This window comes from Photobacterium sp. GB-50 (assembly GCF_003026755.1).
Lineage (GTDB): Bacteria > Pseudomonadota > Gammaproteobacteria > Enterobacterales > Vibrionaceae > Photobacterium.
On record NZ_PYNX01000020.1, the window covers coordinates 39,984 to 53,456 of the forward strand.

The following is a 13,473-nucleotide window of genomic DNA, read 5'->3' on the forward strand; positions in this document are numbered from 1 at the left end:
TCCTATTTGTTGTTGTTAATGAATAAAACCGGTCCAAAAATATTAATACCAAGGGCCAGCAAATAGGTTAGTTTGAGAGGAACAAGTTCCACTCCCATATACAGGTAAGCAATGGCAAAAAGGATGACTGTGATAAGAATTTTAAGCACTTCTCCGCCATAAAATGACGCCATGACTAGCCGTGCATTCCTAGCACCACTAAACATGAAGGCACACATCGCGAAGACAGTATTGGCAATAACAAAGATGCCACCGCCAATCAATGCAGAGATTCCCCAGTCAACATTGACAGCAAAAACTGCCGTTAATGCCGTTGCTATCACGACGCCAGATTGTAGTAACAGCAACCGTTTTGCCAGTTGGCGTCCCGGTTTAGCTAGCGTCGATACCATGTATTCGTTCCTCGAGTCCATTCCTTTACACAATCCGTGCTTGGGAAAACAGCGAAAATTATACGGCTCATTAGATTGATTGCAATCAAATAGCAGCAAAAAAAACAGTTAGATTTTACAACACTCTAACTTGATCACGATGATGTTATTTTTTTAACAAAAATTGCAGCTCTAACATCACATTTTATTATCGAGAATTGCAAGAATTTGCTCTAACTTGTCTTGCTGTTCAAAGTTAATAACGATTTTTCCTTTGCCACTTTTAGTTTGATTAATCGCCACCTTAGTGCCTAATTGCTCAGTTAGCCTGTTTTGTAATAAAACAACATGTTCACTTTGTGATGCAGGCACTTTAGGTATTGATGGATTTAAAAGTGTTTTAACCAGTTTTTCAGTTTCACGTACAGTTAACAAATTATTGACAATTTTTTGTGCTACAGCTAACTGTTGTGTTTCATCTAAGGATAATAAAGCCCTTGCATGACCCATTTCGAGTTTTTTCTGCTCCACTAATTGTTTAACAGGCTCGCTTAACTGGTTTAAACGCAATAAGTTAGAGACGGCAGCACGTGATTTCCCGACCGCTTCAGCAATTTGCTGGTGAGTCAGTGAAAACTCTTGCTGTAGTCGTGCTAAAGCCACCGCTTCTTCTATTACATTGAGATCTTCACGTTGAATATTTTCAATCAACGCAATAGCAATTGTCGCGCGATCATCAACGCTTTTAACCAAACAAGGCACCGTCGTTAATCCTGCGATTTTAGCCGCTTGCCAACGACGCTCACCGGCAATAATTTCAAAACGTTGATCAGCTAAACGTCGAACAACAATAGGTTGAATGATCCCTTGGGCTTGAATCGATTCAGCAAGCTCCGCAAGCGTATCATCAGCCATCGATTTACGCGGCTGGAACTGACCCGATTGCAGCAGTTCAATCGCAAGGTCCCGTAATTCACTGTCATTGTTTGAAGTCGAAAGTGCTGTTTGTTGATGGGTTTGTTGCTTAGCTTGTGCGACTGCACTGGTAGAAAGCAAGGCATCAAGGCCTTTGCCTAAACCACGTTTATTAAAATTCATGAAAAGCCTTATGCGTCCTCAGAAGTCACCGTTTGTAATGCTAATTCATCACGACGAATCATTTCACCCGCGAGCGCTAAATAGGCTTTAGCGCCACTAGAATACTTATCGTAATACATCGCAGGACGACCATGGCTTGGCGCTTCTGCTAAACGGACATTGCGTGGAATAACGGTACGATAGACTTTGTCACCAAAGTGTTTTTTCAGCTGTTGAGAGACTTCGTTAGCTAATCTATTCCGAGGATCAAACATGGTGCGCAGTAAACCTTCTATTTTAAGTTCACTATTCACCACCGCTGTTAACTTGCTAATGGTATCCATTAATGCTGTTAAGCCTTCAAGAGCAAAATACTCACATTGCATCGGCACTAATACGGAATCCGCCGCTGTCATAGCATTAATGGTGAGTAAGTTTAGCGAAGGGGGACAGTCAATAAAAATATAGTCGTAGTCATCACGAACCTTGGCAAGTGCAGTACGTAGACGCACTTCACGGGCAAACACTTCCATCAACTTTATTTCAGCAGCAGTGACATCACCATTAGCGGCTATCAAATGATAGCCCCCCGTCGTTTCTTTTATAACAACGTCATTAAATGGCGTTTCCTCGACCAAAAGATCATAAGCGGTGGCATCAACTTGGTATTTATCAACCCCACTGGCCATGGTTGCATTACCTTGTGGATCAAGATCAACCACTAATACTTTACGTTGGGTTGCAGCCAAGGATGCTGCTAAATTTACACAGGTGGTGGTTTTACCCACACCACCTTTTTGATTTGCTACCGCTATGATTCTTCCCACAAGAAAACCTCAACAATTAATCCTTTGCCGTCAAGACTACTAGATGACGCTCACCTTCTAAATCAGGAACCTGTAAAGATTTCACTTCTATAACTGAGCACCATTCTGGCAGTTCTGCCGCTTCTTGCTCGTTATATTGGCCTTTCAATGCGAGGAACTGACCACCTGATTTTGGTAGATGGTGGCACCAGTTAACCATATCGGCCATTGAAGCAAACGCACGACTTAACACTGCATCAAAGCCATCACCGGCTTCAAACTCTTCAACGCGACTTTGTACTGGCGTCACATTGGTAATTTTTAGCTCATGGATCACTTGGCGAATAAAACGGATGCGTTTACCTAAGCTATCTAACAAGGTAAATGATTTATCAGGACACATAATCGCCAACGGAATACCTGGCAGTCCCGGTCCTGTTCCAACATCAATGTAACTAGCGCCATCTAAATACTGGCTGACGACAATACTATCCATAATATGTTTAACTAACATTTCGTTAGGATCACGGACTGACGTCAGATTATACGCTTTATTCCATTTGTGCAGCAGTTCTACATAACCGATCAGCTGGTCAAGTTGCTGTTCTGTGACCTGCAGTTCAGTTTGGGCGATAAGTTGTACTAATCGTTGTTTCATTGTTTAGCCCTTATTCGCCTTTTTTTAATAAGCCGTGTTTTTTCAAATAAACCAATAACAGCGAAATCGCAGCAGGGGTAATACCTGAAATACGTGATGCCATACCAATTGATTCAGGTTTTGCATCATTAAGTTTTACCACTACTTCATTCGATAGGCCTTTAACATTGCTGTAATCAATATCAAATGGCAGCTTAGTAGTTTCATGACGCAGGGATTTTTCAACTTCATCACGCTGACGATCAATATAACCTTGGTATTTCACCTGGATCTCAACTTGCTCACGCGCTTCAATATCGTCAAGCGCTGGTGCAAATGTTTCGATGCTTGTCAGTTGTTCGTAAGTCACTTCAGGACGACGAAGAAGATCTTCACCACTCGCTTCACGAGCGATTGGTGCTTTAAGAATTTTGTTTAATTCATCAACATGATCCGATTTTGGATTGATCCAAATATCTTTCAGACGTTGACGTTCAAGTTCCATATTTTCAATTTTTTGATTGAAACGAGACCAGCGAGCATCATCAACTAAACCAAACTCACGACCCATTGGGGTTAAGCGTAAATCAGCATTGTCTTCACGAAGCAATAAGCGGTATTCGGCACGAGAAGTAAACATACGGTATGGTTCTTTAGTACCAATCGTTGATAGATCATCAATCAATACGCCCATGTATGCTTGATCACGACGAGGACTCCAGCCTTCTTTATCTTGAACTTGAAGCGCGGCGTTCATACCCGCCATTAAGCCTTGTGCTGCCGCTTCTTCGTAACCTGTCGTACCGTTAATTTGTCCTGCAAAGAACAGACCATCGATATATTTGTTTTCGAAGGTTTGTTTTAGATCGCGAGGGTCAAAGAAATCATATTCAATCGCATAACCTGGACGCATAATGGTTGCGTTCTCAAAGCCTTTCATTGAACGAACAATTTGCATTTGTACATCAAACGGTAAGCTGGTGGAGATCCCGTTTGGGTATAATTCATTTGTCGTTAAGCCTTCCGGCTCAATGAAGATCTGGTGACTATTTTTATCTGCAAAACGCATCACTTTATCTTCAATCGAAGGACAGTAACGTGGACCAATTCCTTCAATAACACCGGCATACATTGGGCTACGATCCAAATTATTGCGGATTACTTCATGTGTGCGTTCATTGGTGTAAGTAATAAAACATGGGATTTGACGTGGATGATCCGACGACTTACCCATAAATGAAAATGTTGGTGTCGGGTTATCACCGTGCTGCTCTTCAAGCACACTGAAATCAACACTGCGCGCATCAATACGTGGAGGAGTACCTGTTTTTAAGCGATCAACACGTAATGGTAATTCGCGTAGACGATCCGCGAGGGCATTCGATGCAGGATCACCAGTACGTCCGCCACTGTAGTTTTCCATACCAATGTGGATCTTACCACCAAGGAAAGTACCAACAGTTAACACAACGGCTTTGGCGTGAAACTTTAAGCCCATTTCCGTTACAACACCAACAGCACGGTGATTTTCAACAATTAAATCAGTGACGGCTTGTTGGAAAATCATTAGATTTTCTTGGTTTTCTAATACGTTACGAACAGCTGCTTTGTATAATGCGCGGTCTGCTTGAGCACGAGTCGCACGTACTGCAGGACCTTTCGATGAGTTCAGTGTACGAAATTGAATACCACCTTTATCAATGGCTTGCGCCATTAATCCACCAAGGGCATCAACTTCTTTAACCAGGTGTCCTTTCCCGATCCCGCCAATAGCTGGGTTGCACGACATTTGGCCCAACGTATCGATATTATGGGTCAACAGTAAGGTTTTTTGTCCCATTCGGGCTGCTGCCAATGCGGCTTCTGTGCCTGCATGACCACCACCCACAACGATGACATCAAATTTTTCCTGGTAAAACATGGAACTTCCTCAGGTATTTAAATAGCCAGTGAGTTAACTCGAGCAAAGGGCGGACATTCTATCCTTTTTCTGTGCAAGAGAGAATATTTCATCAAGATCATTTGATCAGTTTAATTACGCTCTTTAAATATATATAAGATCTTTTTAAAGAGATCTTCTATTAGATCTACTATTAGGATCGTACGATCGTGTGGATAACCGACAAATGATCCTAATGATCATGTATTTAAGAAGGATCATTTCTTGTGCAGGAGCTTGGATCTGATCGTGTATAGGCTGGGATCAAAAAAGCCACTTATGCACAGGGGGAGGAAGTCATATAAGTTATTAAATGGATAACTATGGGTTGATCACCGTTTAGATCTATAGTTATCCACAGAAAAAAGATCGAAATAAGCTGGAAACTGAGTAACTGTTGATGGTTTTTTAATCAGTAATTAAGTTTTTCCAGTTATTAAACCATGCTTCAGCAGGCTCTTCAGGCACTGGTGTCTCTGAAACATCAATATCAAGACGTTCACCGAGCTGGTTTGCACCTAAAGAAAGTAATAATCCTTCTATTTTCTTACCTGCCGCACAGAAGGTATCGTAATTACTATCACCAAGCCCAATGACAGCAAATTTAACACCGCTCAGTGTGGGTTGTTGTTGAGTGAGTTGCTCTACAAATGGCAAAAAGTTATCAGGATAGTCGCCAGCACCGTGAGTTGAGCAAATGATTAGCCAGATAGTGTCTTGATCGAGCTCTGAAAACTCTGCTTGATTGATGACTTCAGCTTGGTGGCCATTATCTTCGAGCAATTCTGCTAAATGATCGGCGACATATTCAGCGCCACCTAAAGTACTACCGGTAATAAGGCTAAGTGAGCTCATAGTTATCCTTTATATAGATAGAAAAAGCTAGAGCCTTTGAATTAGCAAAGATCTAGCTCGTGTTGATTGTTAATTTCGATGATTTTTATCATCAATTAGATATTCTTTGCTGTAGGTTATCGCCATTTTATTCACTTATCTATGGCTAACTGATATCCACCAGCAAATTAAGTCTTAATTAAGAGGAAAATATGTGGGTACTTTATAAGAAAAGGTCGAGTTATAAAGTAGATAGATGATCTTAGATTGGAGATCATACTGTTGTGGATAATATATCGCTAATGATCTTACCCACACGATCTTGATATTTTAATCACAGGCTTATGATCATAACAAACAGGTCGATCCTATCGTTTTATGATGAAAGAAAGGATCTATTTTCTTCGTGGCGTCAGATAAAGTTTATCGGATGTTGGGTGGCGACAAATCGTGATGTTATCTTGGTATAACTGATGTAATCGAGAAGGAGTTAATACGTTATCTGGGGTATCAAAGGCAATTAATTCACCCTGCTGTAAAAGTAATAACTGATCGCAGAACTCAAGTGCAGTATTGAGGTTGTGAATTGCCACCAGCGCCGTTTTGCCTTGTTGGCATTGCGCTGCGAGGATATTCATTAACTCAGATTCATGGCCGATATCTAGGCTGGCTGTGGGCTCGTCCAGTAACATGCAATCAGCGTTTTGAAGTAATAGACGAGCAAAGTGTACGCGTTGTTGTTCTCCTCCCGATAGTTGATTAAGTGGTTGATTTAATAGTTTTTCAATGTTTAATTGATGGATGGTTCTATTAAACTCTTTGTCACTTATTGGGTTGTTGTGGCTGTAGCGGCCGTAACCAATTACATCTTTGACTAAAAAAGCGAACGCTGGCTCTGTATGTTGGGGGAGATAACTCATGTGCTGTGCACGTTGTTGGTGACGATAACTGGAAAGTCGTTTTTCTTTGAGAAATATCTCGCCAGATGACGGCGTCAAATAGCCCGCTAAACACTTTAATAATGTACTTTTTCCTGCACCATTTGGACCAATAATCCCAACCAGTTCACCTGCGCCAATTGTGAAATTGATATCGGTTAATAACGGCTTGTTTCCTTGCTGAAAAGAAAGGTGTTTGGCTTGAATGATCGTATTCATTGGGCTATCCCTTGGTACTGACTACGGATCAATAGGGCAATAAAATAAATGCCACCAATCACGGCGGTAATGATCCCTGTTTTCAATTCATTGGGAGCGATCACGGTTCGCGCTAGAAGATCGCACAGTAATAAAAATAAAGCGCCGAAAATAGCTGAAAATGGCAGTAACCGTCGATTATCTGGTCCTAAAAGAAGGCGAACCAAATGCGGTACGATTAAGCCGATAAAGCCAATCGGGCCTGCTACCGCAATAGCCATTGCGGTGAGTACGGTGGTTAATACCAGTAATGTGAATCGGCTGCGCCTGACATTAACGCCCATACCATGGGCATTTTGTTCACCTAAAGCCAGCAAGTTTAAAACTTGGCCATGGCGTAACAGCACGATTGCTGCAATAACAATGATCGGTGTGGGCCATAGCAACTGTTGCCAGATGCGAGAGTCTAATCCTCCCATTGTCCAGAAGACAAACTCGCTGATCTCATATTGTTGTGCAGTCAGTAATACGCCCATGGTTAAGCCTCCTAGCAAGCTTGATACTGCGAGACCTGCCAAGATAATAAATAGTCCTTGTTGGTGAGATTTAGCCGCGAGCATATACACCAATAAAGCGCTAGTAAGTGCACCAATAGTCGTGAAAAGAGGTAGCCAACCTATAGCTGTGGCACTGATCCCTGTGACGATGGCGATAACAGCAGCAAAGCTGCTACCGGCACTGATCCCTAAAATATCAGGGCTGGCCAAGGGGTTTTTAAATAATCCTTGGCTACAAGCACCAGCAAGGGCTAATGCACCACCCGCTAATATGGCGGCACAAGCACGGGGGAGGCGAATATGGAGCACGATAGCATTGGCGAGTGGATATTGCTCCGCTGCTGCGTGGCTACCTTGGACGAGATAAGTATGTAGCAGACCTGTGATATCTGTTATTGGGATAGAGACAGAGCCTAAGCTGAGATACGCTATAACAGTAATAATAAAGATGACGCTCGTCAGTAACCACTGATAGGAAGTTGCTAATTTAGGCATGAGGTTTGCCATAAACGCGATGGTTTAAATAGATAATGGCATCAACAATATACTGGCTATCTGTTGAACGTAGTGCTTGAGGCAAACAGATCACTTTGTGGTGTTTTATGGCGTTTAATTGTTGCAGTGAAGGATCGTTTAATAACTCCTGACGAAAGGTGTTACTGCTATCATTGGTATCTTTACCACAGGTTCCAGGAACAATAATGACATCAGGATTGATAAGTAATAACTGCTCTTTTGCCAGTGGTACTTGACCGTATTTATCCCCTTGGGTTGCAGCAATGGCATTGATTAAGCCTGCTTGCTCAAAAATGGTATTAATGGTTGATTGGCGGTTGCTTGATGCGCCCCATGGGGTGTATTCAACGGCGGTAAGTCGGTGCTTGGGAATGATGACGTGTTGTTTTAATTTACGATCCATCGTCTCGACTAACTGCTGAGCGCGTTGGTTTTGATTAACTAATTTACCTAACATGAGAATGTTTTTTTCAATATCAGCTAATGTATATACGGTATTAAATACAAAAACATTGATACCTGCTTGACGCAGGATATTCACTTTTTGTTGGTCGCTCCAATTGGCTGCAATCAGTAAATCAGGTTGGTTAGCGATAGTGCGTTCAATATTCAGATCCAATAGTGGGATTGTTGTCGGTAATTTATTAGCGATCAAAGAGTAAGTCGGATCGTTACTTAATCGACTTAAGCTTGTGATTTGATGAGCTGGTAGTAATTCAATTAATACCTGATCACTGAACATACTTTTTGATGATACACGCAATGGTGGGTTGTTGAGAGAGACCATTTTCTGAGTCGCATCCATTACTGTAAGCGGGTAGGTTGTTGCTTGTTCAGCATTACTTGGGCTGCTGAGTAGTAATATGGTACACAGTGAAAAAGCATGAAAAAATTGGCGCATAATAGTCATCGAAAGCATGATAAAGGCTGCTTGTCGCTCTTCCTTGGGCGAACAAAAGGTGGCGTCATAGTTAGCGATTTTGATTATGCTGTCAATTACAGTCGTGTATCACTCTGTTAATATCGCAGGATTCGTTATCTTAAGGTGGTACCAATGACATTAAAGTTCTCAGGTGATATTGATGAGCTGGCTTATCCCTTTATATTTGAAGACTCCCCCCTGTGTGATTTTGAAATTCTAACCGATGAATTATGCACCTATACAGGGCTGGCATTATCTCAACTTGAAGAGGGGGAGATCCGCCAATCATTAGCATGGTTACAGCCACATCTGTTCCATCTCAATGGTTCTATTCGGGGAAAATGTGGGATTTTTGAAACTGATATCGAGAAACTCAAATCGGATTACCACCATTTCCGAGATCAGGTAACGGATAACAATAAACGCTTTGTTTTGCCTCGTGGTGTTGGTTCGGTTGTGCTGTTGCATCAATGTCGAAGTTTAGCGAAGAAAGTGGTTCGTCAATTAGTGTTAGTGGACGCTTCGGGTAAAAATGTACCAGAGACCTTACCGCGCTTTACTAACTTGTTAGTGAACTACTATTTTGCATTGACCCGAGTATTAAACCAACAAGCGGGTATTGAAGAGCCAGAATATATCAGTATTAATTATCCTAAAGCGCCGAAAAGTGAAGATAAAAAATAATAAAAAACGTCATATATCAAAGATATATGACGTTTTCTTGTTTCTGTTATCAATGGTTAGTATTTACTTACCAATACAGAACGAGGTAAAGATACGACCGAGTAAATCATCCGATGTAAATTCACCGGTGATCTCACTTAAGTGTTGTTGAGCAAGACGTAACTCTTCAGCAAGAATTTCACCTGCCATAAAGCCTTCAAGCTGCTCTTTACCAATATCGAGGTGCTCAGCGGCACGCTCTAGGGCATCTAAGTGACGGCGGCGAGCCATAAAGCCGCCTTCAGTGGTACCAGAGAAACCCATACATTGTTTTAGGTGTTCACGTAGGGCATCTACGCCATCGCCTGTACGTGCTGATAATCGAATTAAGGTTGGATTATTGGCATGACAGATACCCGCTTGTTCACCGGTAAGCTCTGCTTTGTTACGAATCACAGTTAAACCCATATCAGCCGGCAGACGCTCAATGAAATCAGGCCAGATCTCTTTGGGATCGGTCGCATCTGTCGTGGTGCTATCAACCATAAACAGAACGCGATCAGCATGCTCAATTTCATCCCACGCACGTTCAATACCAATGCGCTCTACTTCATCAGAGGCTTCACGCAAACCTGCAGTATCAATAATGTGCAGAGGCATGCCATCAATGTGGATATGCTCACGCAATACGTCACGAGTCGTACCTGCAATATCTGTCACAATCGCGCTATCTTTACCAGATAGAGCATTCAACAGGCTAGATTTACCTGCATTAGGGCGACCCGCAATGACGACTTTCATGCCTTCACGCATAATTGCGCCTTGGTTGGCTTCTTTACGTACTGCATTTAAGCGCTCGATAATGCCATTTAAATCACCACCGACTTTACCATCAGAAAGAAAATCAATTTCTTCTTCTGGGAAATCAATTGCTGCTTCTACAAAAATACGTAAATGGATCAAGGCTTCAACCAGTTCATTTACTTTGGTTGAGAATGCCCCTTGCAGTGATTTAAACGCACTCTTTGCCGCTTCTTCAGAGCTTGCATCAATTAAGTCGGCAATCGCTTCTGCTTGCGCTAAATCGAGCTTATCGTTCATAAAGGCGCGCTCTGAGAACTCACCAGGACGTGCTGCACGGATCCCGTCAATTTTTAAGATACGACGGATCATCATATCCATCAGTACAGGGCCACCATGACCTTGGAGTTCCAACACATCTTCGCCAGTAAATGAGTTAGGGCCTTTAAAAAAGAGGGCGATGCCTTGATCCAGTGCGGTGCCATCTTCATTTTTAAAAGGAAGGTATTCAGCGTAACGCGTTTTCAGTTCGCGACCTGCAACAGCAAGCGCAACCTCTTTGGCTTTAGGACCTGAAACGCGGATGATGCCGACGCCACCACGACCCGGCGGTGTCGCTTGAGCGACGATAGTATCGATGTGTTGATTCATAACCTTGGCTTTGCTTGATAAAAACAGGGGAATTGTAAACTAGTGTTGCGTGTAACACCTAATTAGGCAAATAAAAAAGGTGGCTAAAAAGCCACCTCAGTGCAAATATTCTCTTACTTCGTCTTTTTTCGATTATGTAAGCCCTGCTGTTCTAATTTACGGAAAATAATGGTTTGTTGGATCAAGGTGACAATATTGGAGGTTAACCAGTACAGCACAAGTCCAGCAGGGAAGTACAAGAAGAAAACCGTGAATATTACAGGCATAAACGTCATGATTTTCTTTTGCATGGGATCAGTGACGGTAGAGGGGTTATTCTTTTGGATAAAGAACATAGTGATACCCATTAAAATCGGCAGTACATAGTATGGGTCTTGCGCTGATAAGTTTTGGATCCACCCAAAAAAGGGCGCGTTACGCAGCTCTGTAGATAGATTCAATACGGTATAAAGCGCAATAAAAATGGGCATTTGTATTAGCAAAGGTAAGCAGCCACCCAATGGGTTAACTTTCTCTTTCTTGTACAGCGCCATCATCTCTTGGCTTTGACGTTGGCGGTCGTCGCCGAAACGCTCACGCATCGCTTGGATTTTCGGTTGCAGCATACGCATCTTAGCCATTGATGTGTATTGCGCTTTAGTTAGTGGATACATTAAGCCACGGACAATCAACGTTAGAATAATGATGGCGACGCCCCAGTTACCCACGATGCCATGAATGAATGCAAGAAGTTCATGTAAGGGAGTGGCGATAAATGATGACCAACCGTAATCAGGGAGTGCTGCTGTATTTAAATCTGGATTCATAATGTCGTGCCGGGCTCTGCCATAGAAAGATTAAATTTTAACCAATAATATTCGTACTAAAGTCCGAGTAATGCAAATAAAAAAGGCGACCCGAGGGTCGCCTTTTTAGTGCTAGAGAAGATTACTTCGCTTTTTTACTGCTGTGTAAGCCTTTTTTCTCAAGGGCACGGAAAATAATCGTTTGCTGGATCAGTGTAACGATGTTTGACACTAACCAGTAAAGTACTAGACCTGAAGGGAAGAACAGGAAGAAGAAAGTAAACATAACCGGCATAAAGGTCATGATCTTCTGCTGCATAGGGTCTGTCACTGTTGACGGACTCATCTTCTGGATAAAGAACATAGTGATACCCATTAAGATAGGTAGCACGTAGTACGGGTCTTGTGCTGACAAGTCATGGATCCAACCGAAGAATGGCGCGTGACGCAATTCAACCGATTCCATTAATGCCCAGTACAGTGCAATGAAGATTGGCATCTGTAGTAAGATAGGAAGACAGCCACCCAGTGGGTTAACTTTCTCTTTCTTGTACAGTTCCATCATCTCTTGGCTTTGACGTTGACGGTCATCACCTAGACGCTCGCGCATTGCTTGGATCTTAGGCTGAAGCATACGCATTTTAGCCATCGACGTGTATTGCGCTTTTGTTAGTGGATACATCGCACCACGAACGATAAACGTTAGGATGATGATTGCAATACCCCAGTTACCCACAAGGCTATGGATAAATGATAATAGCTTGTGTAGCGGGCTAGCAATGAACCATAACCAACCGTAATCAACTGTTAGGTTAAGGTTCTTCGCCGTTGCAGCCATTTCGTTTTGTAGCTTAGGACCGACCCAAAGTGTTGCTTTGATTTCTTTACTCTTACCAGGTGCAATTGTTTCGATTGGCATGCGTACACCAATATAGCCGTTACCGTTGCTAGTTGTAGAGTAAACTTGAGACGTTTGATCTGCGCCATCGCGTGGGATCCAAGCAGAAACAAAGTAGTGTTGCATGATAGCAACCCAACCTTCGTTCGCAGCAACATCAAGGTTCTTCTCCTTCATGTCGTCGAAACTGTATTTCTTGTACTTAGTATCGTTTGCAGAATATGCGCCACCAAGGTAAGTAGGCATAGTTAGGCTACCGCCTGAATCACTTAGCTTATGACGAAGCTGTGCATACATCTGCACGCTTGCTGCTTTATCTGTGTTGTTCGCAACGGTGTAATCAACGTTAACAGCGTAATCATTACGCTTAAGAACAAATGTTTTGGTGTAATTGATGCCATCTTTAGTAAATGTCATCGGTACACGTAATTCATTTTGATCAGGACCCATTACAAAGTCTTTTGCTGTTACGCTGTATTGCGCACGGCCACCTTGTTGAGAATCAGCACCATTCGGGCCGATTAAACCTGATTGTGCAATGTATTCATGACCATCTGTATCATTAAGCAGTACAAACGGGTCTTTTGAATCGAGTGTGTTGTTGTATTTTAGCAGCTTAGCATCAACTACATCACCACCAAGCGTATCGACTGTTAATTCCAGTACATTCGTTTTTATGGTAATTAAGTTTTGTGAGCTAGTTTGATCAGTTAGAGGCTGACCTTCAGCAGAATGTGACGGGATATCACTGCTTTGTGTCGATTGTTGCGCTACACCTTGGCTTTGAGGCTTAGGGGTTTTGTCAGCATTCCATTGTTGAAATAATAAGAATGAGACAAAAAGTAGGGCAATTAACAGAATATTACGTTGGGAACCCATA

At 42.4% G+C, this 13,473-nt stretch carries 12 protein-coding genes and 1 pseudogene; 1 reads left to right on the forward strand and 12 read right to left on the reverse strand.

Features of this window, described 5'->3' with window-relative positions:
- Positions 1-2: 2 nt before the first annotated feature.
- The 9 genes from C9J41_RS18210 to C9J41_RS18250 form a co-directional block, all read right to left on the reverse strand.
- Positions 3-392 carry a F0F1 ATP synthase subunit I gene (locus C9J41_RS18210; protein WP_107208086.1) on the reverse strand — a complete coding sequence of 130 codons (390 nt, stop codon included), beginning with the start codon at positions 390-392 and terminating at the stop codon, positions 3-5.
- Positions 393-569: 177 nt separating this feature from the next.
- Positions 570-1,469 (reverse strand): ParB/RepB/Spo0J family partition protein, encoded by a 900-nt coding sequence (locus tag C9J41_RS18215; RefSeq protein WP_107208087.1) that lies wholly within the window; start codon positions 1,467-1,469, stop codon positions 570-572.
- A gap of 8 nt (positions 1,470-1,477) precedes the next feature.
- Entirely contained in the window at positions 1,478-2,275 is a 798-nt protein-coding gene (locus C9J41_RS18220; RefSeq protein WP_105061258.1) for a ParA family protein, read from the reverse strand.
- Between the two features lie 16 nt (positions 2,276-2,291).
- Positions 2,292-2,912, reverse strand: coding sequence for a 16S rRNA (guanine(527)-N(7))-methyltransferase RsmG (rsmG, locus tag C9J41_RS18225; RefSeq protein ID WP_045153763.1), 621 nt, complete (start codon positions 2,910-2,912; stop codon positions 2,292-2,294).
- Between the two features lie 10 nt (positions 2,913-2,922).
- Positions 2,923-4,812, reverse strand: coding sequence for a tRNA uridine-5-carboxymethylaminomethyl(34) synthesis enzyme MnmG (gene mnmG / locus C9J41_RS18230; protein WP_107208089.1), 1,890 nt, complete (start codon positions 4,810-4,812; stop codon positions 2,923-2,925).
- A gap of 426 nt (positions 4,813-5,238) precedes the next feature.
- Entirely contained in the window at positions 5,239-5,685 is a 447-nt protein-coding gene (gene mioC, locus C9J41_RS18235) for an FMN-binding protein MioC (protein ID WP_107292768.1), read from the reverse strand.
- Positions 5,686-6,059: 374 nt separating this feature from the next.
- A complete protein-coding gene (locus tag C9J41_RS18240) occupies positions 6,060-6,821 on the reverse strand; it encodes an ABC transporter ATP-binding protein (protein WP_107292769.1) in 762 nt (253 codons plus the stop codon).
- The gene (locus C9J41_RS18245) at positions 6,818-7,852 is read right to left on the reverse strand and encodes an iron ABC transporter permease (RefSeq protein ID WP_107208092.1); all 1,035 of its coding nucleotides are present in this window, start codon (positions 7,850-7,852) and stop codon (positions 6,818-6,820) included. Before C9J41_RS18245 ends, C9J41_RS18240 begins: the two co-directional genes overlap by 4 nt.
- Positions 7,845-8,792 carry an ABC transporter substrate-binding protein gene (locus tag C9J41_RS18250; protein ID WP_233220334.1) on the reverse strand — a complete coding sequence of 316 codons (948 nt, stop codon included), beginning with the start codon at positions 8,790-8,792 and terminating at the stop codon, positions 7,845-7,847. The genes C9J41_RS18245 and C9J41_RS18250 overlap by 8 nt, the downstream gene beginning before the upstream one ends.
- Before the next feature lie 135 nt (positions 8,793-8,927).
- Between C9J41_RS18250 and C9J41_RS18255 the strand changes: the two genes are divergently transcribed.
- Entirely contained in the window at positions 8,928-9,479 is a 552-nt protein-coding gene (locus C9J41_RS18255) for a cobalamin adenosyltransferase (protein ID WP_107208094.1), read from the forward strand.
- A 63-nt stretch (positions 9,480-9,542) separates the two neighbouring features.
- Here the strand turns inward: C9J41_RS18255 and mnmE are convergent, their stop codons facing one another.
- The 3 genes and pseudogenes from mnmE to yidC (C9J41_RS18270) all read right to left on the reverse strand — a co-directional run bounded on the left by mnmE (position 9,543) and on the right by yidC (C9J41_RS18270) (position 13,472).
- On the reverse strand, positions 9,543-10,910 hold the full coding sequence (mnmE, locus tag C9J41_RS18260) for a tRNA uridine-5-carboxymethylaminomethyl(34) synthesis GTPase MnmE (protein ID WP_107208095.1): 1,368 nt from the start codon (positions 10,908-10,910) through the stop codon (positions 9,543-9,545).
- Positions 10,911-11,023: 113 nt separating this feature from the next.
- A pseudogene (gene yidC, locus C9J41_RS18265) lies at positions 11,024-11,686 on the reverse strand (membrane protein insertase YidC); the annotation flags it as partial.
- A 151-nt stretch (positions 11,687-11,837) separates the two neighbouring features.
- A complete protein-coding gene (gene yidC, locus C9J41_RS18270) occupies positions 11,838-13,472 on the reverse strand; it encodes a membrane protein insertase YidC (RefSeq protein WP_107247616.1) in 1,635 nt (544 codons plus the stop codon).
- Position 13,473 lies beyond the last annotated feature (1 nt).

What these genes read in the sequence shown, in the direction of transcription:
- C9J41_RS18210 (WP_107208086.1), bottom strand. Translation starts at nt 392, where the DNA reads ATGGTATCGACGCTAGCTAAACCGGGACGCCAACTGGCAAAACGGTTG.
- rsmG (WP_045153763.1), bottom strand. Translation starts at nt 2,912, where the DNA reads ATGAAACAACGATTAGTACAACTTATCGCCCAAACTGAACTGCAGGTC.
- yidC (WP_107247616.1), bottom strand. Translation starts at nt 13,472, where the DNA reads ATGGGTTCCCAACGTAATATTCTGTTAATTGCCCTACTTTTTGTCTCA.
- mnmG (WP_107208089.1), bottom strand. Translation starts at nt 4,812, where the DNA reads ATGTTTTACCAGGAAAAATTTGATGTCATCGTTGTGGGTGGTGGTCAT.
- C9J41_RS18250 (WP_233220334.1), bottom strand. Translation starts at nt 8,792, where the DNA reads ATGCTTTCGATGACTATTATGCGCCAATTTTTTCATGCTTTTTCACTG.
- mioC (WP_107292768.1), bottom strand. Translation starts at nt 5,685, where the DNA reads ATGAGCTCACTTAGCCTTATTACCGGTAGTACTTTAGGTGGCGCTGAA.
- C9J41_RS18245 (WP_107208092.1), bottom strand. Translation starts at nt 7,852, where the DNA reads ATGCCTAAATTAGCAACTTCCTATCAGTGGTTACTGACGAGCGTCATC.
- C9J41_RS18255 (WP_107208094.1), top strand. Translation starts at nt 8,928, where the DNA reads ATGACATTAAAGTTCTCAGGTGATATTGATGAGCTGGCTTATCCCTTT.
- C9J41_RS18215 (WP_107208087.1), bottom strand. Translation starts at nt 1,469, where the DNA reads ATGAATTTTAATAAACGTGGTTTAGGCAAAGGCCTTGATGCCTTGCTT.
- C9J41_RS18240 (WP_107292769.1), bottom strand. Translation starts at nt 6,821, where the DNA reads ATGAATACGATCATTCAAGCCAAACACCTTTCTTTTCAGCAAGGAAAC.
- mnmE (WP_107208095.1), bottom strand. Translation starts at nt 10,910, where the DNA reads ATGAATCAACACATCGATACTATCGTCGCTCAAGCGACACCGCCGGGT.